The organism is Inquilinus limosus DSM 16000, from assembly GCF_000423185.1.
In the GTDB taxonomy this organism is placed as follows: domain Bacteria; phylum Pseudomonadota; class Alphaproteobacteria; order DSM-16000; family Inquilinaceae; genus Inquilinus; species Inquilinus limosus.
Map to the genome: position 1 here is coordinate 105,591 of NZ_AUHM01000018.1, position 21,660 is coordinate 127,250.

At 70.7% G+C, this 21,660-nt stretch carries 22 protein-coding genes; 6 read left to right on the forward strand and 16 right to left on the reverse strand.

Going from position 1 to position 21,660, the window contains the following annotated elements:
- Nucleotides 1–2: 2 nt before the first annotated feature.
- Genes G537_RS0116830 through G537_RS0116850 form a run of 5 tightly spaced genes read right to left on the reverse strand, consistent with a single transcriptional unit; the run spans nucleotide 3 to nucleotide 5,761 of the window.
- Nucleotides 3–845: a carbohydrate ABC transporter permease gene (locus G537_RS0116830; protein ID WP_026871114.1), complete on the reverse strand. Its 843-nt coding sequence runs from the start codon at nucleotides 843–845 to the stop codon at nucleotides 3–5.
- Entirely contained in the window at nucleotides 835–1,767 is a 933-nt protein-coding gene (locus G537_RS0116835; protein WP_051248510.1) for a carbohydrate ABC transporter permease, read from the reverse strand. Before G537_RS0116835 ends, G537_RS0116830 begins: the two co-directional genes overlap by 11 nt.
- A gap of 23 nt (nucleotides 1,768–1,790) precedes the next feature.
- Nucleotides 1,791–3,059 (reverse strand): ABC transporter substrate-binding protein, encoded by a 1,269-nt coding sequence (locus G537_RS0116840; RefSeq protein WP_026871116.1) that lies wholly within the window; start codon nucleotides 3,057–3,059, stop codon nucleotides 1,791–1,793.
- 39 nt (nucleotides 3,060–3,098) lie between these two features.
- Nucleotides 3,099–4,712 carry an FAD-dependent oxidoreductase gene (locus G537_RS0116845; protein WP_034851977.1) on the reverse strand — a complete coding sequence of 538 codons (1,614 nt, stop codon included), beginning with the start codon at nucleotides 4,710–4,712 and terminating at the stop codon, nucleotides 3,099–3,101.
- Nucleotides 4,709–5,761, reverse strand: coding sequence for a LacI family DNA-binding transcriptional regulator (locus G537_RS0116850; protein ID WP_026871118.1), 1,053 nt, complete (start codon nucleotides 5,759–5,761; stop codon nucleotides 4,709–4,711). The genes G537_RS0116845 and G537_RS0116850 overlap by 4 nt, the downstream gene beginning before the upstream one ends.
- Before the next feature lie 116 nt (nucleotides 5,762–5,877).
- Here G537_RS0116850 and G537_RS42115 point away from each other — a divergent pair, with 116 nt between their 5' ends.
- From G537_RS42115 to G537_RS43680, 5 genes are all read left to right on the forward strand, one after another.
- Nucleotides 5,878–6,339 (forward strand): GNAT family N-acetyltransferase, encoded by a 462-nt coding sequence (locus G537_RS42115; protein WP_051248500.1) that lies wholly within the window; start codon nucleotides 5,878–5,880, stop codon nucleotides 6,337–6,339.
- A gap of 64 nt (nucleotides 6,340–6,403) precedes the next feature.
- Nucleotides 6,404–7,156: a response regulator gene (locus G537_RS0116860; RefSeq protein ID WP_026871119.1), complete on the forward strand. Its 753-nt coding sequence runs from the start codon at nucleotides 6,404–6,406 to the stop codon at nucleotides 7,154–7,156.
- On the forward strand, nucleotides 7,156–8,505 hold the full coding sequence (locus G537_RS0116865; protein ID WP_026871120.1) for a sensor histidine kinase: 1,350 nt from the start codon (nucleotides 7,156–7,158) through the stop codon (nucleotides 8,503–8,505). Before G537_RS0116860 ends, G537_RS0116865 begins: the two co-directional genes overlap by 1 nt.
- An 88-nt stretch (nucleotides 8,506–8,593) precedes the next feature.
- A complete protein-coding gene (locus G537_RS0116875) occupies nucleotides 8,594–9,469 on the forward strand; it encodes a MipA/OmpV family protein (RefSeq protein ID WP_162146117.1) in 876 nt (291 codons plus the stop codon).
- Between the two features lie 68 nt (nucleotides 9,470–9,537).
- The gene (locus G537_RS43680) at nucleotides 9,538–9,696 is read left to right on the forward strand and encodes a hypothetical protein (protein ID WP_155888632.1); all 159 of its coding nucleotides are present in this window, start codon (nucleotides 9,538–9,540) and stop codon (nucleotides 9,694–9,696) included.
- Between the two features lie 44 nt (nucleotides 9,697–9,740).
- Here G537_RS43680 and G537_RS0116885 read toward each other — a convergent pair whose 3' ends face one another.
- The 7 genes from G537_RS0116885 to G537_RS0116915 are packed head-to-tail and all read right to left on the reverse strand — an operon-like array spanning nucleotide 9,741 to nucleotide 16,090.
- Nucleotides 9,741–10,772: a LacI family DNA-binding transcriptional regulator gene (locus tag G537_RS0116885; RefSeq protein WP_051248502.1), complete on the reverse strand. Its 1,032-nt coding sequence runs from the start codon at nucleotides 10,770–10,772 to the stop codon at nucleotides 9,741–9,743.
- 23 nt (nucleotides 10,773–10,795) lie between these two features.
- Nucleotides 10,796–11,809 carry a M14 family metallopeptidase gene (locus tag G537_RS0116890; RefSeq protein WP_026871123.1) on the reverse strand — a complete coding sequence of 338 codons (1,014 nt, stop codon included), beginning with the start codon at nucleotides 11,807–11,809 and terminating at the stop codon, nucleotides 10,796–10,798.
- 54 nt (nucleotides 11,810–11,863) lie between these two features.
- Entirely contained in the window at nucleotides 11,864–12,655 is a 792-nt protein-coding gene (locus tag G537_RS0116895; protein WP_034851982.1) for a transporter substrate-binding domain-containing protein, read from the reverse strand.
- 31 nt (nucleotides 12,656–12,686) lie between these two features.
- Nucleotides 12,687–13,415: an amino acid ABC transporter ATP-binding protein gene (locus G537_RS0116900; RefSeq protein ID WP_026871125.1), complete on the reverse strand. Its 729-nt coding sequence runs from the start codon at nucleotides 13,413–13,415 to the stop codon at nucleotides 12,687–12,689.
- Nucleotides 13,402–14,052 (reverse strand): amino acid ABC transporter permease, encoded by a 651-nt coding sequence (locus G537_RS0116905; protein WP_026871126.1) that lies wholly within the window; start codon nucleotides 14,050–14,052, stop codon nucleotides 13,402–13,404. Before G537_RS0116905 ends, G537_RS0116900 begins: the two co-directional genes overlap by 14 nt.
- 12 nt (nucleotides 14,053–14,064) lie before the next feature.
- The gene (locus G537_RS0116910; RefSeq protein ID WP_026871127.1) at nucleotides 14,065–14,733 is read right to left on the reverse strand and encodes an amino acid ABC transporter permease; all 669 of its coding nucleotides are present in this window, start codon (nucleotides 14,731–14,733) and stop codon (nucleotides 14,065–14,067) included.
- 55 nt (nucleotides 14,734–14,788) lie between these two features.
- Nucleotides 14,789–16,090 carry a type III PLP-dependent enzyme domain-containing protein gene (locus G537_RS0116915; RefSeq protein WP_245579040.1) on the reverse strand — a complete coding sequence of 434 codons (1,302 nt, stop codon included), beginning with the start codon at nucleotides 16,088–16,090 and terminating at the stop codon, nucleotides 14,789–14,791.
- 104 nt (nucleotides 16,091–16,194) lie between these two features.
- On the opposite strand from G537_RS0116915, the gene G537_RS0116920 reads away from it, so the two are divergent.
- A complete protein-coding gene (locus G537_RS0116920; protein ID WP_026871129.1) occupies nucleotides 16,195–17,100 on the forward strand; it encodes an amidohydrolase family protein in 906 nt (301 codons plus the stop codon).
- Here G537_RS0116920 and G537_RS0116925 read toward each other — a convergent pair.
- The 4 genes from G537_RS0116925 to G537_RS0116940 are packed head-to-tail and all read right to left on the reverse strand — an operon-like array spanning nucleotide 17,097 to nucleotide 21,586.
- Complete coding sequence (locus G537_RS0116925) at nucleotides 17,097–18,050, reverse strand: ABC transporter permease (protein WP_026871130.1); 954 nt, start codon at nucleotides 18,048–18,050, stop codon at nucleotides 17,097–17,099. The two genes, G537_RS0116920 and G537_RS0116925, sit on opposite strands and share 4 nt — an antisense overlap.
- Entirely contained in the window at nucleotides 18,047–19,006 is a 960-nt protein-coding gene (locus tag G537_RS0116930) for an ABC transporter permease (RefSeq protein ID WP_026871131.1), read from the reverse strand. Before G537_RS0116930 ends, G537_RS0116925 begins: the two co-directional genes overlap by 4 nt.
- A complete protein-coding gene (locus tag G537_RS0116935; RefSeq protein ID WP_026871132.1) occupies nucleotides 19,003–20,505 on the reverse strand; it encodes a sugar ABC transporter ATP-binding protein in 1,503 nt (500 codons plus the stop codon). The genes G537_RS0116930 and G537_RS0116935 overlap by 4 nt, the downstream gene beginning before the upstream one ends.
- A 28-nt stretch (nucleotides 20,506–20,533) precedes the next feature.
- Complete coding sequence (locus tag G537_RS0116940; RefSeq protein WP_211230408.1) at nucleotides 20,534–21,586, reverse strand: ABC transporter substrate-binding protein; 1,053 nt, start codon at nucleotides 21,584–21,586, stop codon at nucleotides 20,534–20,536.
- Between the last annotated feature and the right edge of the window lie 74 nt (nucleotides 21,587–21,660).

A 21,660-nucleotide genomic window follows, 5' to 3' on the forward strand; every position in this document is an offset into this window, starting at 1 on the left:
GCTCAGCCTTTTAGCCCCGTATGGGCCAGGCCCTCGATGAACTGGCGCTGGGCGAGGATGAAGACGATCAGCACGGGCAGCGCCGTCAGCGTCACCGCCGCCAGCTGCACGTTCCACATCGGGCCGCCATAGGCGTCGACATACTGGGTCAGCGCCTGCGGCAGCGTGAACTTCTCGGTCGAGGAGAGGAAGACGATCGGCTCGAGATACAGGTTCCAGCTGTGCAGGAAGGTGAAGATGGCGACGGCGCCGAGCGCCGGGCGGGCCAGCGGCAGGGCGATGCGCCAGAACAGGCCGAAGCGGCCGAGCCCGTCGATCCGCCCCGCCTCCTCCAGCTCCGGCGGCAGGGTGATGAAGAACTGGCGCATGATGAAGGTCGCCAGCACGCAGGGCGCGCCGAGGATCGGCACCAGGATCAGCGGCCAGTGGGTGTTAACCAGTCCGAGCCACAGGAAGAAGCGGAACAACGGCACGATGGTCACCTCGCTGGGCACCAGCAGGGCCAGCAGCACGACCATGAACACCAGGTTCTGGCCCGGGAAGCGGATGCGGGCGAAGGCGTAGCCGCCCAGCGACGCCACCGCCATGGTGCCGAAGGTCACCACCGCGGCGATGTAGAGGCTGTTCCAGTACTGCAGGGCGAAGGGCTGCAGCTCGAACACCTGGCGGTAGGCCTCGAGGTCGAAGCGCCGCGGCAGCAGCGCCGGCGGGAAGGCGAAGATCTCCTGCACCGGCTTGAAGGAGGAGGTCACCATCCACCAGGTCGGGAAGACGAAGGGGATGGCCAGCACGCACATCAGGCCGTAGACGGCCAGGCGCGCGTGGGGAGTGAGATCAGCCCTCATGGAACACCCACCGCCGGCGCAGCTGCCATTGCGCCAGGGTCAGCACCGCGACGATGAGGAACAGCAGCACCGCGAGCGCCGAGCCGTAGCCGAAGGCGTGGAACTGGAAGGCCTGCTGGTACAGGTAGTAGACCAGGACGGTGGTCGAGATCCCCGGCCCGCCCTGGGTCAGCACCGCGATCTGGGCGAACACCTGCAGCGACCCGACGATGGTGATGATCGAGGTCAGGAGGATGGTCGGGCTGATCAGCGGCAGGGTGATGCGGCGGAACTGCGCGAAGCGGCCGGCGCCCTCGATCCGCGCCGCCTCGTACAGGTCCTGCGGCACGGTCTGCAGCGCCGCCAGGAACAGCACCATGTTCAGCCCGACATTCTTGAACACCTGGACCACGATCACCGACAGCATCGCCGTGGTCTCGCCGCGCAGCCAGTTGGGGCCGGTGACGCCGAAGACGGCGAGGATGCCGTTGATGCCGCCGTCCTTCTGCAGGAGGAAGCCCCAGACGATGGTCCAGGCCACCAGCGACACCACGACCGGCGAGAAGAACAGGGCCCGGAACACCGTCATGCCGCGCAGCCGCTGGTTCAGCAGCACCGCCAAAAGCAGCGCCAGGCTGAGGTTCAACACCACCAGGCCGATCGAGAACAGGGCGGTGGCGCGCAGAACGCCCGGCAGCTCCGGATCCTCCAGCAGCAGCCGGTAGTTGACGTCGCCGGCATAGTCGAAGCTGCCGGCCAGCACGTTCCATTCGTGCAGGCTGTACCAGACCACCAGCGCCAGCGGCATCAGCACGAACAGCGCGACGCCGGCCAGCTGCGGCGCGACGAAGAGATAGCCGGCCAGGACATCGCGGCGCCGGAGCGTCCAGAACGGCCGGTTCGGAGCAGCGGCCTCCACCGGTTGGGCGGGACCCGCCGCCATCGTGGAGGTCCGCGCCGCCATCGTCAGCGCGCCAGGAGCGGCCGGATCCGGCCGCACACCGCCTTCAGCGCGGCGTCGACATCGGCATCGGGCTGCCACAGCGCGTCCAGCCCGGCCCGCACCACCTGGGCGATCTGGGCGTTGCCGGTATGGCTGGGCTTCACCGTCCCGATCTCGATGCCGCGCACCACGACCGCCTCGATCTGCGCCGGCTTCAGCATCGGGTTGGCCTTGGCCAGGAGATCGACGACGAGCTGGCTCTTGCGCGGCGGCGGGAAGAACTGGGCCAGCTTCGCCGAATTCTCAGGATTGGTCAGGAAGGCCAGGAAATCCGCGGCGGTCTTCGCGTTGGGCCTCGCCTTGAACACGCCGATGCCGGCCTGGCCGATCACCGCGTATTCGCCGGCCGGGCCCTTCGGCAGCGGCACCAGGTCCCAGGCGAAGGCGCCGTCCTTCAGGAGAGCCGCCCGGCTGATCTGGGTGATGGTCATGGCCGCGTCGCCGGCGAAGAAATCGGCCGGCGCGCCCGGGCCCGGCATCGCCTGGTCGATGAACACCGCCTTGTGCAGGAAGCGCATCGCCTCGGCCATCGGCGGCTGGTCGAAGCCGCAGGCCTTGCCGTCTGCGCTCCACGGTGCGGCGCCCCAGCCGTTCCAGACGGTGGCGAGGTTGTCCCACAGCTTGTAGTCGAAGTCGCGGACCACCAGCCCGGCCTTGCCGGTCTTGGCGTGGACCGCGGCGGCGTCGGCAATGGCGGTGTCCCAGCCCCACTCCCCAGCCGCGATCCGCTCCGCCGGCGGCTTCACCCCGGCCTGCTTCAGCAGGTCGAGGTTGACGAAGACGCCGAAGGGCGAGGTCGAGAACGGATAGGCGTAGAGCACGTCGTCGCGGCGCCACAGCGCGGTGGCGCTGGGCAGGAGGTCGTCATAGCCGTAGCCCGGCGTCGCGCGCAGCGTGTCCTGCAGCGGCAACAGCACGCCGGAGGAGACGAAATCCGGTGCCGAATTCTCGAAGATCCAGGCCAGGTCCGGGGCGTTGCCGCCGGCGATCTGGGTGGTCAGCGCCGTGGTGTAGCCGTCGAAGGGCAGCGTCTCGAAGGTGATCGACGCCACCTCCGGATGGTCCTTGCGGTAGGCGGCGGCGATGTCGTCCAGCAGCTGCAGATGCGCCTTGTTGCCGGTCCACACCGTCATCCGGAGCGCGATGCCCTCCGCCCGGGCCGGGGCCCCGAGGGCCGCCGCGGCCAGCAGTCCGGCCGCGGCGGTGGCGAAGATGCGGCGTCCGAGCGTCATGGCGTCCTCCCCTTTTTCCATTGGATCCGGCAGTGCCGGTCAGTAGCCGACGACCTCCGGCCAGTGCAGCTCCACCCCCTGCCCTTCCAGCCGGGCCTGGAAGGCGGCCAGCCGGTCCGGCCGCGCCCGCACCGCGCGCGGCGGCAGGTCGTGCTTCAGGCACCAGGCGGCGAGATGGCCGGCCACCTCGCCGATGTTCCATTCCACCGGATGCAGCCGATAGCAGCCATTGGTGATGTGGGTGGTGCCGATCGCCTTGCCGGCCGGCAGCAGGTTCTCCATCCGCCGCGGCAGCAGGGCGCCGAGCGGGATCTCGAACGGGCAGGAGCCGACATCGATGTAGTTGTCGCCGCCGGTCGAGGGATGCAGGTCGATCCGGTACATGCCGACGCCGACGGAATCGGGGTAGCGCACCGCGCCCCGGGCGCCGCGCACCGCCAGGGACAGGTCCTGCTCCACCACCGTGTACTCGGCGCGGATGCGGCGGGATTCGCGGATGTAGGGCGCCTGGGCCAGGCCGTCGAGCGTGCCGGTGACGTCGCTGCGCAGCCTGAGGCCCGGGAAGCCAGCGCCGCCGTCCGGCCGCGGCGCCTCGGTCTGCAGCCAGTAGAGGACGCAGCGCGACAGCTCCTCGGCACCGGCGAGGTGACGCTGCGCCTCGGCCTCCGGCACCTCGAACACCGGCCCCTCGAAGTAGTCGATCATCGGCCAGTTCACGAGGGTGATGTCGCTGGCATAGGCGCCGTCGGCGAAGTTGCGGCGAGCGGCGATGCGCCGGAAGGTCCAGAGGTTGCCGTCGCCCGGGTTCAGCCGCTGGTCGGCGTTCACCGCCAGCGGGTCGTCGTCCGGGTTCGGGGTGAAGCTGCGCTCGACGATCTCCAGCGTGCGCGGATGCGGCGACCGCCAGCCCAGCAGCGGCCCGCCCCAGAACTCCGGCCGGTAGTCGCGCCAGAAGACGTAGTTCGCGGGCCGGTCGATGACGTGGTTGCCGTCGACATGGTCGATGGCGAAGCAGATCGACACCGCCTGCATGTTCAGCGGCTGGGCGGTCTCGGGCGCGCTGGGCTCGCCGGTCTCGGCCCGGGATTCGAAGCCGGTGACGTATTCGGTGCCCGTCAGCGGCAGGAGGGCACCGGTCTCGGTCGCGTCCAGCACGTAGCGGCCGCGGGCGACGATGTCCGGCCCGCCGTCGCGATGGGCCAGGCGGACGGCGCGCACCCGGTCGCCGTCGACATCGGCCGCCACCGGGCGGTAGGGCTGCAGCACCTTGAGGCGGCCCGAGCCGCGCCAGGGCGCCAGCATCGCCTCGATCACCGCCAGGCTCACCCGCGGCTCGTGGCACAGCCGGCTGACCCAGCCGGCGCCGGGATTGAGATCGTGCCAAGCGCGCGACCGCTCGGTCAGCGGATAGTGGCGGCGGTAATAATCGCGGATGCCTTCACGCAAGGCCCGATAGCTGGCGGTGACGCCGAAGCGCTCGACCCAGGAATGCTCGTCGGGCGGCACCGCCTGGCTGGTCAGCTGGCCGCCCAGCCAGTCGTATTCCTCGGTCAGGATCACCGAGCAGCCGGACCTGAGCGACGCCGCTGCCGCAGCGACGCCGCCCAGGCCGCCCCCCACCACCAGTACATCCGCATCGAATTCCGGGGTCATGCCCGCCGTCCCTTCCGCTTGCCGGGTGCCGGGCCGAGGGTCTGTCCCTCGGCCAGCTCGCAGGGCAGCAGCCGCTGCCGCCCCTCCTCCTGGCCGCTCATCACCAGGGTCAGGATCTCGACCGCCTGCCGCCCCATCTCCTCACGCGGGATGCGGAAGCAGGTGAAATCGATATCGGTCGCGACCGGCCGCGTCGGGTTGCCCAGTGCGATCAGCGACAGGTCGTCCGGCACCGCCACGCCGCGGTCGCGGGCCGCCCGCTCCAGCACCACGGCGTCGGCCTGGTCCTCGACCAGGGCAGCGGTGGCGCCGGCGCGCAGCAGCCCGTCCACGATCTCGCCGGGATCGCGGCCCTCGCCGGGCTCGTGCACCCAGTCCACCCCCGCCTTGTCGACCGCGGATCGGAACCCGGCCCAGCGGTCGTCGGAGGATTCGGCGCCGCCGCCCGGGCCGATGAAGGCCAGGCGGCGATGGCCGAGCGCCACGGCGCGCCGCACCAGCGCCGCGGTGGCGTCGATGTAGTCGGCCCCGACATAGGGCACCGGCCCGCCGGCGTCGTCGCGGCGGCCGACGGCGACGAAGGGATAGCGGTCGGCCACCAGCCGGGCCAGCTCGTCCCGATCCAGCGTGCGGCCCAGCAGGATGCAGCCATCGGCCAGGCGCATCCGGTTGTTCTCGTGGAAGATCCGGCGCCGCCCGTCGGCCACCGGCGCGCTGGTGAACAGCAGCAGGTCGTAGCCGAAGCGCTCCGCCGCCGCTTCGATCCCCAGCATGAAGGGGGTGTAGAAATCGGCCTGCAGCGTCGGGAAAACCGGCTCGTAGGTGAAGACGCCGAGCAGATGGTTGCGCCGCCCGACCAACTGCCGTGCCGCCGGGTCGGCGACATAGCCGGTGGCGCGGATCACCTGCATCACCCGCTCCCGCGTCTGATCCGGAATCCGCGCCGAACCGTCGCCGCGCCAGTTCAGCACCAGCGAGACAGTCGCTTGGCTGACGCCCGCCAGCCTTGCGATGTCCCGTTGCGTCAGCCTCGCGCCCCCTCCCGACATCGCTCCGTCTCGATAATACGTATTATCAGGAACGATAACGGCATCCGGTACCCAGGTCAACCGGCCGGGTCCGGCCCTCGCTTCCGACCGTGCGGCGTAACCGGCATCATGGCTCGATGACGACTCATGCGCTCCGGATCGTCGATGCCGACGGCGGCACGGCCGATCTGGCTGTCGACCTGCTGGCACGATTCCTTCACGAGGAAGGGTTTGCCACGCCCGCCGCCATGATCGCCCGCAGTGTCCGGGAGATGATCGCGGATCCGCATCACTGGGTCGGGCTCGCCTGGCTGGACGGGTCGGCGGTCGGCGTCGCCACGGTCACGACCATGATCTATGTGGAGGGCGGCCGCCTCGGCGAGATCGGCGATCTGTATGTCCTGCCGGCCGCGCGAAGAAGAGGTGTCGCCGCCGCCCTGATCGCCGCGGCCACCGCCAGATGCGCGGCGATGGGCTGTTCGGAGATGTTCGTGGTGGTCACCCCGGAGGGCGAGGCCCGGCACGGGCTGGAGGGCTTCTATTCCCGCTTCGGCTTCGCCTGGGACGGCCGTAGGCTGCTGACCCGCCGCCTCGGCTGAGCCGTTTACAAAAAATAATATTTGGACGGATGATCGCGCCTCGCCCCGCTGAGACAATGGGGCCATGGCGGGACCCAGAAAGACCATGTCGACCTCCGCAGCGGCGCATCCGGAGGCGCAGCCGCATGTGCTGCTCGTCGAGGACGATCTCGAGATCTCCCGGATGCTGCAGGGCGTTCTCTCGGAAAGCGGCTTCTCCGTTTCCGCCGCGACCGCCGCGGCCGAGATGGACTCGATGCTGGGCCGGGCCAAGGTCGACCTCGTCGTGCTCGACATCATGCTGCCGGGGGAGGACGGGCTCAGCATCTGCCGCCGGCTCCGCGCCGCCTCGACCATCCCGATCATCATGGTGACGGCCCGCGGCGATGCGGTCGACCGGATCATCGGGCTGGAGATCGGGGCCGACGACTACCTGCCCAAGCCGTTCGATTCGCGCGAGCTGGTGGCGCGCATCCGGGCGCTGCTGCGGCGCGTCCAGGGCGGACAGGACGGCCGCAGGCGTCCGCTGCGCTTCGCCGGCTGGCGGATCGATCCCGCGTCGCGGCAGCTGTACGATCCCGACGGTGTCCAGGTCGCCATGACCAGCGTCGAGTTCGACCTGCTGTCGGCGCTGTGCCGGCATTCCGGCCAGGTGCTTTCGCGCGACCAGCTGATCGAGCTGACGCATAGCGGCCTGGCCAGCCCGGTCCAGCGCAGCATCGACGTCCATGTCAGCCGCATCCGGCAGAAGATCGAGCCGGACCCCGACAATCCCCGCTACATCAAGACCGTGCGCCTCGGCGGCTACATGTTCGCCGAGCGGGTCGAGCCCACCTGATGCGATTTCTCTCTCGCCTGCTGCCGCGCAGCGTCGTCAGCCAGATCACCGGGATCGTCGCCGCCTCGATGCTGCTCGGCATCGGGCTGACCGGCACCGTCCTGTTCCTGTTCTTCAGGGAACCCGACGCGCGGGACGGCGTCATCCTTTCGGCGGCTGCAATCGCCAAGATCACCCAGATCGTCCAGAGCGCCGATACCCCGGAAGAGGCCAACGGGATCCTCGACGTCGCCCGGCGTGCCGGCGCCGATGTCATCCGAATGCCGTCAGGGGAATTCGCCGCCCAGTCTGTAGGCGGGCCGACGTCGATCCTGTCGGAGCTGATCGCCTATCAACTGAAGACCCTTTGGGGCATCGAGGCACGCGGAGCCAACCTTCCTTCCGGTGCCGGCCATGGTCTCGTCGTGCAGGTCGACGATCGGTTCGTCCTGCTGTTCCCGACACCGACCTGGGCCGGCCTGTGGCGGTTCATCCTCAAGCCCACGGTCCTGATCATCGTCACGATGATCGTGTTCGTGCTGTTCCTCTCGATCTACGCGGTGCGCTGGATCATCGCGCCGCTGTCGGCGCTGGGGGCGGCGGCCGAATCCTTCGGACGCTCGCCCGACGACGACCGGATGGTCGACCGCCGGGGACCGCGCGAGATCGGCCAGGTCGCCGATGCCCTGAACGACATGCGCACCCGCATCCGGGCCCTGATCGACGACCAGAACCGCATGCTGGCCGCGATCAGCCACGACCTGCGGACGCCCCTGACCCGCCTGCGGCTGCGGGCCGAACGGATCGACGACCCGGAGCTGCGCGACGGCATCCTGCACGAGGTGGTGCGGATCAGCGGCATGCTGGACGAGACCCTGGAGTACCTGCACCCCGGCATCCGAGAGGAGCGGATGTCGCGGGTCGACCTATCGAGCCTGCTGCAGACCGTCTGCACCGAATTCGCCGATGTCGGCCACGGCGTCGCCTATGCCGGGCCGCCGCGCCTGGCCTGGATCTGCCGGCCCAATGCGCTCACGCGCGCGGTCGGCAATGTCGTGGACAACGCCGTGCAGCACGGATCGACGGTGCGGGTCGGGCTGAAGCTCGGCGAGGCCGGCGCCGCGGAGATCGAGGTGGCGGATGACGGCCCGGGCATTCCGGCGCCGCTGCGCCAGAAGGTGTTCGATCCCTTCTTCAAGGGCGACGACGCCCGCCCGGCGACCGCAGGAAGGGGCTTCGGGCTGGGCCTGTCGATCGCCCGCGACGTCGTCCGCGGCCATGGCGGCCGCATCGAGCTGCTCGACGGCGAGCCGCGCGGCCTGATCGTCCGGATGTCGCTGCCGGCGACTGTTCCGATCCCCGGCCAATGAGCCGGAAATATCTCTTAACATAACTTAAAACCGGCCTGTCCTGCCGACTTCTATTCTCGCGGCTCCATAGAGCCACGGGATGAACTGCATGTCAGCGTCGTTCTCGACTGCCGCCTTTTCTTCACAGCGGAATATTGGAACCAGGATTCGCGCGCCGCTCACCTTCGCCGGCGCCTGCCTGATCCTCGCCGCGACCACCATGCCCGCGGGGGCCCAGGAGGCGGTCATCCTGCAGACGGAGGATGCCCCTGCCCCGCCGGCCGTCGACGATGGCAGCGGCGGCGACTGGACCTTCGTGCTCGGCGCCGGCGCCCGGATCGGGCCGAGCTACGAGGGATCCGACCACTTCTCGGTGACGCCGGGGCCCTTCGTCTCGGTCAACTGGCGGGACCGGATCTTCCTCGACATGGAATACGGGCTCGGCGTCAACGTCGTGCGCACCGAAGCCCTCCGGCTGGGCCTGTCGATCGACATGGCGCCGGGCCGGGACGAGGATGACGACGACCACCTGAAGGGGCTGGGCGACATCGACGCCGCCGCGCGCGGCCATGTCTTCGGATCCTATTCCTTCGGCATGGTGCAACTCGGCCTCGACATCGCCAAGGATTTCGGCGGCAGCGAGGGGCTGCAGATCCGGCCCGGCGTGTCGGTGAAAGTGCCGCTGTCCGAGAGCTGGACCCTGTCCTCCGGCCTCTCCGCCACCTGGGCCGACGACGATTACATGCAGACCTTCTTCGGCGTCTCGCCGTCACAGTCCCGGAGATCGGGGCTGGAGCGCTTCGATGCCGGGGCCGGGTTCAAGAGCCTCGATTTCCGGGTCGGCCTCAACTGGCAGATCTCCGAGAGCTGGGTCGCCATCACGAGCGTGAATGTGGGCGTCCTCCTCGGCGACGCGGCGGACAGCCCGATCACCCAGAGCGAAGTGCAGCCCTCGGTCGGGCTCGCGCTCGGCTATCGCTTCTGAGCCCGCCCCGCGGCCGCGGCACGACCCTGGAGGCGATGGATGACCGGCGATGACGGGAGACCCCGATCGTGCTCGGCCTCATCGAAGCCCTGGAGGGGCGCATCATGATCCTCGCCATGCTCTGGCTCGGCGGCATCCTGCTCTGCGCCGCCCCCTATCTCTGGGCTCTCTGCCGCGCCGCCCGGGACTCGGCCCGGCCGATCCCGCCGCGCCGGGAGCCGCCATGACGGGCCGATGCCGTCCCGGGACGACATGCCGTAGCCCGGCCTCCCTACCCGCTCGCCCGGACCACGAGGCTGATGTCGACCAGCTCGATGCTGCGTTCCGGCGTCCCGCCGCCGAGGCGGGTGAGCAGCATCCGCCCGGCGCGCCGGCCGATGTCGTCGCTGTCGATCCGCACCGTGGTCAGCCCCGGCTCCAACTCCTCCGCCATCTCGATGTCGCCGAAGCCGGCCAGGGCGAGGTCGCCCGGTACGGCGAGACCGCGGCGCCGCGCCTCGAACAAGGCGCCGATCGCGAGCAGGTCGTTGCCGAAGAAGGCCGCGTCGAGGCGCTCGCCCTGTTCCAGCAGCGCAGCCATCGCGCGGCGGCCCTCGGCCAGGCCGGCCGGGCCCTCGACCGAGAGCTCCGCCGCCGGGCGAAGGCCGTGCTTGGCCAAGCCTTCCTTGAAGCCCTGCAGCCGTAGCACGCCGCGGCCGCCGCCTCGGCCGACATAGGCGACGCGGCGGTAGCCCCGCTCGCCGAAATGCTCGCCGACCAGCCGCCCACCGTCGAAGTTGGAGAAGCCGACCAGCATGTCAATCGGGTCCTGCGGATAGGCCCAGGTCTCCATCACCGGCACGCCGAGCGAGCGCAGCGTCTCGCGGTTCTCCTCCAGCTCGATCACGCCGGTGAACAGCACCGCCGCCGGGCGGAGATCGCGCAGCGACTGGATCATCGCCGTCTCGCGCGCATAGGAATAGGCGGTCTCGCCCATCATCAGCCGGTAGCCCGCCGGCTCCAGCACTTCGGCGCAGGCCCGCACGGCGCGCGAGAATTGCGGGTTGGCGATGTTGGAGACGAAGGCGGCGACGAGGGTCGACGGAGAGGTCACCGCCGCTGTCGGCCGGCCGCCGGAGCGCAGGCGGATGGCGTCCTGGTTGGGCTCGTAGCCGGTCTGCTCGATCGCCGCCAGGATGCGGCGGCGCTTGTCCTCCGCCACCTTCTCCGGCTGACGCAGCGCGCGGGACACGGTGATCGGCGCCACCCCGGCGATGCGCGCGACGTCGTCGATGCGGGGCGGCCGCTTCTCCGAATCCGTCATCTCCCCTCCGTCCCGCCTGCGCCTCACCGGCCGGTGTCCAGCACCTCGGCCACCTGGATCAGACAGTCGCCCGGTTCGCACCGGCTGTGCAACCGGTGCGAGATCACGACGCCGGCCTCGGCAAAGCGCAGCGGCTGCTCCGCCACATCGAGCCGGTCGAGATCGTGGACCCACCCCGCCAGGTCGCCGGCGGCGACCTCGGCCCCCGGTCCGACCGCCGGTTCGAACCAGCCGGGCGCGGTGGCGTAGATCGCCTGGCTGTGCCGGGACAGGGACAGGAGCCGCATCGGCCCGGGCTCCGGCGCAGGGCCGAGCAGCGGCGCGTCGATCACGCCAAGCGCCAGCAGCAGCGCGTCGATCGCGGCCGAGGCGCCGCGCATGGTCGCCGGCGTCACCGTGCCGCCGCCGCCGAACTCGCCGGACAGGCCGATCGCCCCGGCCCGCGCCGCCGCGCCCATCGAGGTCGGCGCCGCCGGCCCGTTGTCGGCGATGAAGCCCCAGGGCAGGCCAAGGGCCCGCATCAGCGCCACCGCCCGCTCCTGCCGCTCGGGGTCGGCATGGCGCTCGATCAGGGCGCAGGGCAGATGCGCCATCGAGGTGCCGCCGGAATGCAGGTCGAACACCACGTCGTGCCGCGAAAACAGCTCGTGCTCGAGGAAATGGGCGATGCGCTGGGTCGGGGTGCCGTCCGGGTCGCCCGGGAAGGCGCGGTTGAGATTGCCGCCGTCGAGCGGCGAGCAGCGCTTCGACGCCCGCACCGCCGGCGCGTTGGCCATCGGCAGGATGGTCACAGCTCCGCGCATCCGGGCCGGGTCCAGGCGCCGGATCAGCCGGGCCAAGGCGAACTCGCCCTCGTATTCGTCGCCATGGTTGCCGGCCATCAGCAGCACACGCGGGCCGTCGCCGCTCTTGATCCGCGCGACCGGGACCTTGACGTGGAAATAGGGCGACCGGTCGACCGAGAAGGGCAGGCCCAGATGGTCCAGGACCTTGCCGTCGGCGTCGAAATCAATGGTGTGGAACAGACCCGTATGCATCTCGGTCCTCGGGGCGCAGGGAATGCCGCCGCCGGCCGGGCGGCGGCAGAGGTCTCACATCAAAGGCAATTGCTGTGCCGCGCCGAACCAGGTGGTCTGCAGCTTCGCCAGCTTGCCGTTGAGGCGGTTGTAGTAGAGGAAGGTGTTGATCCAGTTCAGCAGGTCCGGCTGACCGTGCGGGATCACGACATGGGCGGGAGACTGGCGGATCAGGAACTTCAGCTCAACCTCCTTGCCCGGATTCTGCTGCGACACGGTGCGGGCGATGGCGCTGTTCTCGGCGAACATCTCGGCCTGGCCCGACAGATAGGCGGCGACGGCGGAGGGCGCGTCCTCGAAGCGGCTATAGGCGGCGTCCGGCGCGTTCTCGGTCAGCCACAGGTCCAGAGTCGTGCCCTTGGCGACGGCGATGCTGTGGCCGGCCATGGCTGCTGCATCCTCGAACGGCTTGATGCTCTTCGGCCCGTAGACGCCGAGGTCGACCGCGGCATAGGGCTGCGAGAAGGCAACCTGCTGCGCCCGCTCCGGCGTGGCTCCGGCGGCGGCGATCAGCACGTCGACCTTGTCGGCCAACAGGCTCGGGATGCGGCTGGCACCCGTGACCTGAACCAGCTCGAGCTCCACGCCCATGTCGGCAGCCATCAGTTTGGCCAAGTCGATGTCTAGGCCGATGGCCTCGCCCTTCTCGTCCTTGAACCCCCAGGGCGCCACGTCCATCAGCACCCCGACCCGGAGCTTGCCGGCGTCGAGCACGTCCTGCAGCTTGTCGGCCTGCGCCGCGGCCGGCAGGGCCAGGGCGGCGACCGCCACGGCGGCCGCCAGCAGACGGCGGAATCCGGTGATCATGTGAAAACCTCCTTCTGTTTGTTGCTTCGGGTCACTGCACCGAGCCGATGAAGCTCTTCAGCTCCGGCGTCTGCGGGTCGCCGAAGATCCGGTCCGGCGGCCCCTCCTCCCAGACCTTGCCCTGATGCATGAAGACGATCTTGGTCGCGACGTTGCGGGCGAAGCCCATCTCGTGCGTCACCAGGATCATGGTCATGCCCTGGCGCGCCATCTGCTCCATCACCCGCAGCACCTCGCCCACCAGCTCGGGGTCGAGAGCGGAGGTGACCTCGTCGAACAGCATCAGCTGCGGCGACATGGCGAGACAGCGGGCAATGGCGACGCGCTGCTGCTGACCGCCGGACAGCCGCTCGGGCCAGGCGTCGATCTTGTCGGCCAGGCCGACCCGGCCCAGCACCTCTTCCGCCAGCGCCCGCGCCTGGTCCTTGCGGATCCGGCCGGTCAGGAGCGGCGCCAGGGTGACGTTGCGCTCGACCGTCAGATGCGGGAACAGGTTGTAGCTCTGGAACACGATGCCGACGCGCTGGCGCAGCGCCCGCAGATCCTTCATCCCGGCGCGCACCGGCTTGCCCTCGATCCGCACCTCGCCGTCCTCGATCGTCTCCAGCGCGTTGATGCAGCGCAGCAGCGTCGACTTGCCGGAGCCGGAGCGGCCGATGACGGTGACGATCTCGCCTTCCTCGACGTCCAGCGAGACGCCCTTCAGCACCTCGACCGGGCCGAAGCGCTTGCGCAGGTTCCGGACTTCAACGAGCGCCATTGAGACGGACCTCCAGCGAGCGCGACCAGGTGGTCAGGGGGAAGCAGATCGTGAAATAGATCGCAGCGACGACGGTGTAGGTCAGCAGCGGCTGGAAGGTGGCGGCGCTGGCGATCTGCCCGGCCCGCGCCAACTCGACGAAGCCGACGACGGACGCCAGCGACGTGTTCTTCACCAACTGCACCAGGAAGCCGACCGTGGCCGGCAGGGTGATGCGGAAGGCCTGCGGGCCGATCACCCAGCGGAACTGCTGCCATTTGGTCAGGCCGAGGCATTCCGCCGCCTCCCACTGCGCCGGCTTCACCGCCTCGATGCCGCCGCGCCAGATCTCGCCCAGGAACACGGCGGTCCAGATGGTGTAGGCGACGGCGACCGCGGCCAGTGCCGGCACGTCGACGCCGAGGAACACCGGCATGCCGAAGTAGAAGAACATCAGCAGGCCCAGCAGCGGCACGCCCTGCACCGCCTGCAGCAGCAGCGCCGCGATCCAGCGCGGCAGCGCTGCCCGTCCGGCCCGCATCACCGCGAGGCCTAGCGCCAACGGCCCGCCGCTGCCGAGCGCGATCAGGGTCAGCGCCACCGTCCATTGCAGGGCGGACAGCAGCGACAGCAGGTCGCCGGCGGAGAAGATGCGCATCCGGCCCCTCCCCTAGCGCCGCACCGGCCAGCGGAAGGCCAGCCGGCCGATCGCCGCGAACAGCGCCTTGAAGACCACGACCATCGCCAGATACATGGCGCAGACCACGGCATAGACCTCGAAGCTGCGGAAGCTGCGGCTCTCGACGAAGCCGGCGGTGTGGAACAGCTCCTCCGCCGAGACCTGCGAGGCGAGCGAGGAGCCGAGCAGCAGCAGCACGAACTGGCTGGTGATCGACGGGTAGACGTTGCGCAGCGCCGGCGGCAGCACGACGTGGCGGAACACCTGCCAGCGCGTGAGCCCGAGGCAGGACGCGGCTTCCGTCTGGCTGCGGTGGATCGAGTCGAGCCCCGACCGCACGATCTCGGTGGCGTAGGCGCCGAAATAGAGGCTCAGCGCCACCGCCGCGGCCTCGAAGGGCGGCAGCCTCAGCCCCATCCCCGGCAGCACGAAGAAGATCAGGAACAGCTGGATCAGCGCCGGGGTGTTGCGGATCAGCTCGACATAGGCGCGGACCAGCAGCCGCAGCGGCCGCGGGCCGTGGCGCAGCGCCAGCGCGCCAGCGACGCCGATCGCGAGTCCCGCTGCCGCGGCGATGCCGGTCAGCAGCAGCGTCATCAGGGCGCCGTCCAGCAGCTGCCCCTCGTAACGCCAGAGCGGCCGGAAGTTCAGGCGGTCCATGACAACGTTGTCTTTTCAGGACGCGAAGATGCGACGGGGGCGGTCATGGGCCGGGTCAGCCGAAGCAGGTCGGATAGGCGGCGCGGACCTGGCCCCGGCCGTCGACGCCCCAGATCACGCGCCAGCGGTCGAGGCAGGTGCAGGGGTGGGAGATGCCGAACTCGATCACGTCGCCGACCGCGACCGGGCTGCCGGCGTCGAGCGCCAGGAAGGCGTGCTGGTCGTTCAGCTTCGCCACCTTCGCCTCGTCCGGCCCGGCGAAGCCGTGCACCGGGCGCCCGTCGCGGTGCAGGCGCAGCGGCGTCGGCAGGTCCTGGTCGTGGGAAACGTCGCGCATACCCATGCCGCAGATCGCGAGGCCAGGCTCGGGCCGCGACAGCACCTCGGCCCAGATCCGCAGCGCCGGCCGGAAGCCCTCCGACGCGCTCGCGATCTCGCCGCCGAGGCGGAAGCCCTGCCGGGCGTCCAGCGCCGCCAGGCCGCGCTTGTAGATGCCGTGGTCGTGGAAGAAGATCGCGCCGCTGCGCAGCACCAGCCGGGCCTTGCCGTCGGCGGCCGCGACGGGACCGAGATGCCGCACGATCAGGTCGAAATAGGTGGAGCCGCCAGCGGTCAGGATCAGCGGCGCCTGCGGCCCGACGGCGGCGCGGACTTTGCCGAACGCCTCCGCCGCCAGCGCGGCGAGGCCGGCGATCGCCGCCTGCGTCCGCTCCGCATCCGCCGTCGCCGCCGCGCCCTCATAGGCGCCGATTCCGGCCAGGCGCAGCCGGCCCTCGCTGGCCTTGACCGCGGCGATCACCCGCTCCGCCGCCGCCAGGTCGCGGGCGCCGGCGCGGCCGGCCCCGACCTCGACCAGCACCGGCAGCGGCGCCAGCCGCGCCTCGTCCCAGGCGGCGTCCAGCGCGGCGGCGGCCTCCGGGGAATCGACGAAGACGTAGATCTCGGCCCGGGGATAGACCTCGTGCAGCCGGGCCAGGCGGCGGGCGCCGCCCGCACCGCCGACCTGGTTGGCCAGGATCAGCCGGTTCAGCCCGGCGCGCAGCATCACCGCGGCCTGGCGGATATCGGCCACCGTGGTGCCCCAGGCCCCGGCCGCGACCAGCAAGGCCGCCAGCGCCGGCGCCATCGGCGTCTTGGCATGCGGGGCGATCGCCGCCCCCTGCTCCGCCGCATAGCGCAGCATCAGGGCGCGGTTGGCGGCGAAAGCCTCCTCGTCCAGGGTCAGCACCGGCAGTGACATGGTGCCCTCGGCCGGGTGCCAGCCTTGCGCGGCCACCTCGTCCAGCGGGATCGGCCCGGCGCCCGGCGGCACGCCCCGGATGCCGTCATGCAGCATGTCGATGATCCCGTCGGCCACGATCGCCGCTCCCCTTCCCTGTCCCTGGGCTTCCTTAGACGGCAGCGGCAGGCTATCTGTCAAGACAACGTTGTCACAAATCCATGACCCCGCGGAGAGGCCCCATGACCCAGCCCTATGACGGCCCGATCGTCGATGCGCACCATCATCTCTGGGACCTCTCGATGGACCGCCATCCCTGGCTGCGCCCGGCGCGGGACATGGTGTTCGGCGACAGCGGGCCGCTGCGGCGGAACTATTTGCCGGCCGACTATCGGGCGGACGCGCGGAACCAGCCGGTGGTCGCGACCGTGCATATCGAGGCCGGCTGGGATCCCGCCGATCCGGTGGCGGAGACGGAATGGCTGGAGACGCTGGACAAGGCGGACGGCATCGCCACGCGATACGTCGCCCATGTCTCGCTCGAGTCACCTGACGCGGCGGCGCTGCTCGAGCGGCAGGCGGCCTTCCCTCGCGTTGTCGGCATCCGCGATATCCTGAGCTGGCATCCCGACCCGACCCGCAGCTTCGCTGCCCGGCCGGACCGGATGGACGACCCCGCCTGGCGCCGCGGCCTAGCGCGGCTGGAAGGGCACGGCCTGTCCTTCGACCTGATGATCTATCCCGGCCAGATGGCGGACGCGCTGCGGCTGGTGCGCGACTTCCCCGGCCAGATCTTCATCCTGAACCATTGCGGCAGCCCGGCCGACCGCGACCCGGAGGGCATGGCCCACTGGCGCGCCGGGCTGGCGGCGCTGGGGCGCGAGCCGAACGTCCATCTCAAGATCTCCGACCTCGTGGCCTATGACCACGACTGGACGCCGGAGAGCCTGCGCGAGGTGGTGCTGGCCTGCCTCGACGCCTTCGGCCCCGACCGGTCGCTGTTCGCCAGCGACTTCCCGGTGGCCGGGCTGCACGCCTCCTTCGACCAGGTTTGGGACGGCTTCAAGGCGATCACCGCGGACCTCACCCCGGCCGAGCAGCGGGCGCTGTTCCACGACAACGCCCGCCGGCTGTACCGGATCGATTAACGCCGCGCCTCCCGCCCCGACAGCAGCAGCAGGCCCAGGATCAGCCCGCCGAACAGGATGCTGCGCCAGCCGGGCGAGGCGTTCACCACGGTGATCAGGGCGGTGATGGTGACCAGGAGGATCGCCCCCGGGATGGTGCCGGCATAGGTGCCGCGCCCACCCAGGATCGAGGTGCCGCCCAGCACCACCGCGGCGATCGAGGTCAGGAGGTAGGGGTCGCCGATGCCGACATAGCCCTGCCGGTTCATGCCCAGCACCAGCACCCCGGCGATGCCCGCCATCAGCCCGCTCAGCGTGTAGAGCAACACCGTCGTCCGCCCGATATCGACGCCGGAGAGGCGCGCCGCCAGCGGGCTGGTGCCGAGGGCGAAGATCCGCGCGCCCACGGCCGTTCGGTGCAGCAGCACCAGCACCCCGGCCGAGACCACGAGCCAGAGCAGGATGCCGACCGGCACCCCGGCCGGTCGGGCGGAGCCGAGCCATTCGACCACCGGGTTGCGCACGGTGACGGCGCTGCCGCCGGCGACGATCACCAGGAGGCCCTGCAGCAGCGTCGCCATCGCCAGCGTCATGATCAGCGGATGCACCCTCAGCGCGGCGATGCCGAGGCCGTTGAGGAAGCCGATCCCGGCCGCCACCAGCAGCGTCGCCGCCACCCCGACCAGCCCGGTCGGATCCCAGGCCACCGACAGCAGCGGCAGCAGGATCGCCGTCACCGTAATCACGGCACCGACCGCGAGATCGATGCCGCCGCCGATCACCACCAGCGTCTGGCCGGCGGCGACGAGGCCGATCACGGCCGCGAGCTCCAGCAGGTAGCGCAGATGGCCATAGGCGCCGAAGCCGCGGGTCAGCAGGCTGGCGACGATCCAGACCGCGATCACCACCAGCCAGGCCAGCACCGCCTTGTGCCGCAGGATCGTGGGCAGCCGCGCGGCGATCGCGCTCATGCCCGCCCCCAGCGAATCTGCGGCAGCGCCACGGCGCCGACGATGATCAGCCCCTGGGCGATGTATTGCGCCACGGGCGGAAATCCCAGGAAGAACATGACGTTGATCATGACGCTGAGCAGCAGGCTGCCGGCCAGGGCGCCGCGCATGGTGCCGGCCCCGCCGAGGAAGCCGACCCCGCCCAGCACCGCCGCGGCGATGGAGTTGAGGGTGAAGGGCGTGCCGATCACCGGGTCGCCCGACCCCGTCTGCGCCGCCACGAACAGCCCGGCCAGCGCCGCCAGCATGAAGCTGACGGCATAGGCCACGACCTTGGCCAGGTCGACCGGCACGCCGGAGCGGTAGGCGCCGACCGGGTTGTCGCCGGCGGCATAGAGGCCGAGGCCGATCGGCGTCGCCAGGTACAGCTTCCAGGCGACCGCCAGCAGCACCAGCAGCAGCGCCGCCACGGGCTGATGCCCGGCCAGAAGCTCCGACAGCCAGTCCGGCACGTCGCCGCCCGGCCGCGGCAGCACCAGCAGCGCCGCGCCGCCGAGGATGAAGGACCCAGCCAGGGTGACGATGATCGCCGGCAGCCGGAAGACCGCGACGATCGCCCCCGCCCCGGCCCCGACCGCGAGGCCGATCGCGGCCACGGCCAGCACCCCGCCGGGCACGCCGAAGAGGCCGTCGAAGCTGGTGGCGGCGACCACGGCGCCGAGACTGACCATGGCGCCGACCGCGAGGTTGATGCCGCCGGTCAGCATGATCATCGCCTGGGCCATCGCCACCAGCGCCAGCGGGAACCAGTTCTGGGTGAACTTGGCGACGCCCTCGACGCTGACCAGCCCCGGGAACAGCGCGACATACAGCGCCAGGAACAGCGCCACGATCAGATACAACCCGCGCAGCCCCTGGTGCCGGCGGCCCTGGATCGCCCGGTAGAGCGGCCGGGCGGCCCGCCCTGCCGCGCTCATGCCGCCAGCCCCGGCGCCGCGACGCCCATGGCGGCGCCGACGATCGCCTCCTCGCTGATCCCCGGCCGCTCCAGCGTCGCCACGGTGCGGCCTGCGAACATCACCGCCACCCGGTCGCAGAGATGGACCAGCTCCGGCGTGTCGGAGCTGAGCAGCACCACCGCCTTCCCCTGCGCGGCGAGCGCCCGCAGCATGACGTAGATCTCCCGCTTGGTCTCGACATCGACGCCCCGCGTGGGGTCGTTCAGCAGCAGCACGCGGGGCATCAGCGGCAGCCATTTGGCCAGCGCCACCTTCTGCTGGTTGCCGCCGGACAGCGCCTGCACCGGCCGCGCCGTGTCGCCCTTGATGGTCAGGCGCCTGGCGAGGTCGGCCACCGTCGCCGCCTCCCCTGCCCGGTCGCGCAGACCGCGCGAAGGCCGCGCCAAGGTCGGCAGCAACAGGTTGAAGGCGATGCTGTGCGGCAGCAGCAGCCCCTCCTTCTTACGGTCGGCCGGGATATAGGCCAGCCCCGCCGCCGTCGCCTCCGTCACCTTGGCGAAGGGCCGGTCGGCCCCGGCGATGCGTGCGGCATCGGCCCCCGCCGGCAGGGCGCCGACGAGGCCGAGCAACAAATCCTCCTGCCCCTGCCCGACCAGCCCGCCGATCCCGACCACCTCGCCGTAGCGCACGGTCAGGTCGACCTCCCGCGCCGCGCCCGCGCGGAAGCCGCGGATCTCGATCGCCATCTCCGGCTGGGCGAAAGGCTGCCAGGCCGGGAACAGGTCGCCCGGGTCGCGCCCGACCATCAGCCGCACCAGCCCTTCCGGGTCGACGCCTTCCAGCGGCCGGTCGGCGGTGCGGCTGCCGTCCTTCAGCACGGTGGCGTAATCGCAGAGGTCCAGCACCTCGTTCAGCCGGTGCGAGATGTAGAGGATGGCGACGCCCTCGTCGCGCAGCCGCCGGACCAGCCGAGCCAGGGTCTGCGCCTCATGCGCCGACAGCGAGGAGGTCGGCTCGTCCAGGATCAGCACCCGCGGCTTGCGGTACAGCGCCTTGGCGATCTCGACCATCTGCCGGCGGCCGAGCGAAAGTGCGTCGACCGGCAGGTCCAGCGGCTCGTCCAGCCCGACCAGCTCGCAGGCAGCGCGAGCCCGCGCCGCCAGAGTGCGATAGTCGATCAGCCCGAGCCGCCGCGGATAGGCGCCGAGGCCGATATTCTCGGCGATCGACAGGTGCGGCGCCAGGCTCAGCTCCTGCTGCACCACGGCGATGCCGGCGCGCTGGGCCTCGCGCGGCGTCAGGTGGCCGGCGCCGCGGCCGTCGACCCGCACCGTGCCGCCATCCGGCCGCAGCGCCCCGGACAGGATGTTGATCAGGGTCGACTTGCCGGCCCCGTTCTCGCCGAGCAGGGCATGGACCCGGCCGGGCTGCAGCGCGATCGAGACGTCGCGCAGCACCGGATTGCCGAAGAAGGCCTTGGAGACTCCCTCTGCGGCCAGGATGGGCGGCGCCGTCACGGCGCCGCCCCCGCCTTGCAGCCCATGCTCACTTCGCCGCCAGCAGCGTGTCGAACAGCTTCGTGTCGTATTCCGAGAAGATGTAGCCGTCGGCCGGGAACTGGTCGGCCCGCGCCAGATAGCCGTCGACGCTGCTGTCGTCGATCACCGGCAGCGGCACCTTGACGAAGGCCGGCACGTCCTTGCCCGAGAGCGCCTGCACCGCGGTGTAGACCGCGAGCGCGCCGAGCCAGTTCGGCTGCATCGTCGCCCAGCCCTTCAGCTCGTGCTGCTTCCACAGCTCGAGGAACTGGCGGTAGTTCTCGCCGGTGATCGGCACATAGTCGCGGCCCTGCCGCTCCATCGCCAGGATCGCGCCGGCCGACAGCGCGCCGCCCAGCGACAGGATGCCGTCGATCTCCGGATTGCTGAACAGGAGGCTGGTCACCGCCTCCTGCGCGGGGGCGACGTTGTAGTCGGTGTTGGTCTCGGCCAGCACCTCGACCCCCGTATTGGCCTGCAGCACGGGCGTCGCGCCCTTGCGGCGGTCGTCGCTGACCGAGATGCCGGCCGGGCCGTTCAGCACGATGATCTTGCCCTTGCCGCCGATCTGCTTGATCAGCCACTCCGCGGCCTGGCGGCCCCAGTCGAGCGAGTCGGTGTTGATCTTGGCCGTCACCTTGTCGGTCTGCACCAGGCTGTCGAAGTTGATCACCGCGATGCCCTTGGCGCAGGCATCGGCGACCACGCGGTCCAGCGCTGTGGCCGAGCCGGCGATCAGGATGATCGCGTCGACATCGGCGTCGATCATCGACTGGACCTGCTGGATCTGGGTGTTGGCGTTGCCCTGGGCGTCGGTGATGACCAGCTTGTCGACCAGCCCCTTGCCCTTCAGCTCCTCCACCATCGTGCTGATGGTGCCTTCGGTCTGCTTCATCCAGGTGGGCACGGAATAGATGTTGGCCCAGCCGACGGTGAAGGGCGGCTTGCGGTCGCCCTTGATGCAATTGGCGGCGGCGTCGGCCGCGCCGGTCGCGGCGCCCAGGGCCGCGACCGCCACGGCAGCGCGGCAGGCGGCGCGGCGCGCCAGATCCTTCATCATCATCCCTCTCCCGTTTGACCCGGGCCGTCCCGGTGTGTTGTCGATTCGTCCGGGTCGGGCCCGGACCGGTGCGA

Coding starts and splice junctions, on each gene's coding strand:
- G537_RS0116830 (WP_026871114.1), bottom strand. CDS start 845: ATGAGGGCTGATCTCACTCCCCACGCGCGCCTGGCCGTCTACGGCCTG.
- G537_RS0116835 (WP_051248510.1), bottom strand. CDS start 1,767: ATGGCGGCGGGTCCCGCCCAACCGGTGGAGGCCGCTGCTCCGAACCGG.
- G537_RS0116840 (WP_026871116.1), bottom strand. CDS start 3,059: ATGACGCTCGGACGCCGCATCTTCGCCACCGCCGCGGCCGGACTGCTG.
- G537_RS0116845 (WP_034851977.1), bottom strand. CDS start 4,712: ATGACCCCGGAATTCGATGCGGATGTACTGGTGGTGGGGGGCGGCCTG.
- G537_RS0116850 (WP_026871118.1), bottom strand. CDS start 5,761: ATGTCGGGAGGGGGCGCGAGGCTGACGCAACGGGACATCGCAAGGCTG.
- G537_RS42115 (WP_051248500.1), top strand. CDS start 5,878: ATGACGACTCATGCGCTCCGGATCGTCGATGCCGACGGCGGCACGGCC.
- G537_RS0116860 (WP_026871119.1), top strand. CDS start 6,404: ATGGCGGGACCCAGAAAGACCATGTCGACCTCCGCAGCGGCGCATCCG.
- G537_RS0116865 (WP_026871120.1), top strand. CDS start 7,156: ATGCGATTTCTCTCTCGCCTGCTGCCGCGCAGCGTCGTCAGCCAGATC.
- G537_RS0116875 (WP_162146117.1), top strand. CDS start 8,594: ATGTCAGCGTCGTTCTCGACTGCCGCCTTTTCTTCACAGCGGAATATT.
- G537_RS0116885 (WP_051248502.1), bottom strand. CDS start 10,772: ATGACGGATTCGGAGAAGCGGCCGCCCCGCATCGACGACGTCGCGCGC.
- G537_RS0116890 (WP_026871123.1), bottom strand. CDS start 11,809: ATGCATACGGGTCTGTTCCACACCATTGATTTCGACGCCGACGGCAAG.
- G537_RS0116895 (WP_034851982.1), bottom strand. CDS start 12,655: ATGATCACCGGATTCCGCCGTCTGCTGGCGGCCGCCGTGGCGGTCGCC.
- G537_RS0116900 (WP_026871125.1), bottom strand. CDS start 13,415: ATGGCGCTCGTTGAAGTCCGGAACCTGCGCAAGCGCTTCGGCCCGGTC.
- G537_RS0116905 (WP_026871126.1), bottom strand. CDS start 14,052: ATGCGCATCTTCTCCGCCGGCGACCTGCTGTCGCTGCTGTCCGCCCTG.
- G537_RS0116910 (WP_026871127.1), bottom strand. CDS start 14,733: ATGGACCGCCTGAACTTCCGGCCGCTCTGGCGTTACGAGGGGCAGCTG.
- G537_RS0116920 (WP_026871129.1), top strand. CDS start 16,195: ATGACCCAGCCCTATGACGGCCCGATCGTCGATGCGCACCATCATCTC.
- G537_RS0116925 (WP_026871130.1), bottom strand. CDS start 18,050: ATGAGCGCGATCGCCGCGCGGCTGCCCACGATCCTGCGGCACAAGGCG.
- G537_RS0116930 (WP_026871131.1), bottom strand. CDS start 19,006: ATGAGCGCGGCAGGGCGGGCCGCCCGGCCGCTCTACCGGGCGATCCAG.
- G537_RS0116940 (WP_211230408.1), bottom strand. CDS start 21,586: ATGATGAAGGATCTGGCGCGCCGCGCCGCCTGCCGCGCTGCCGTGGCG.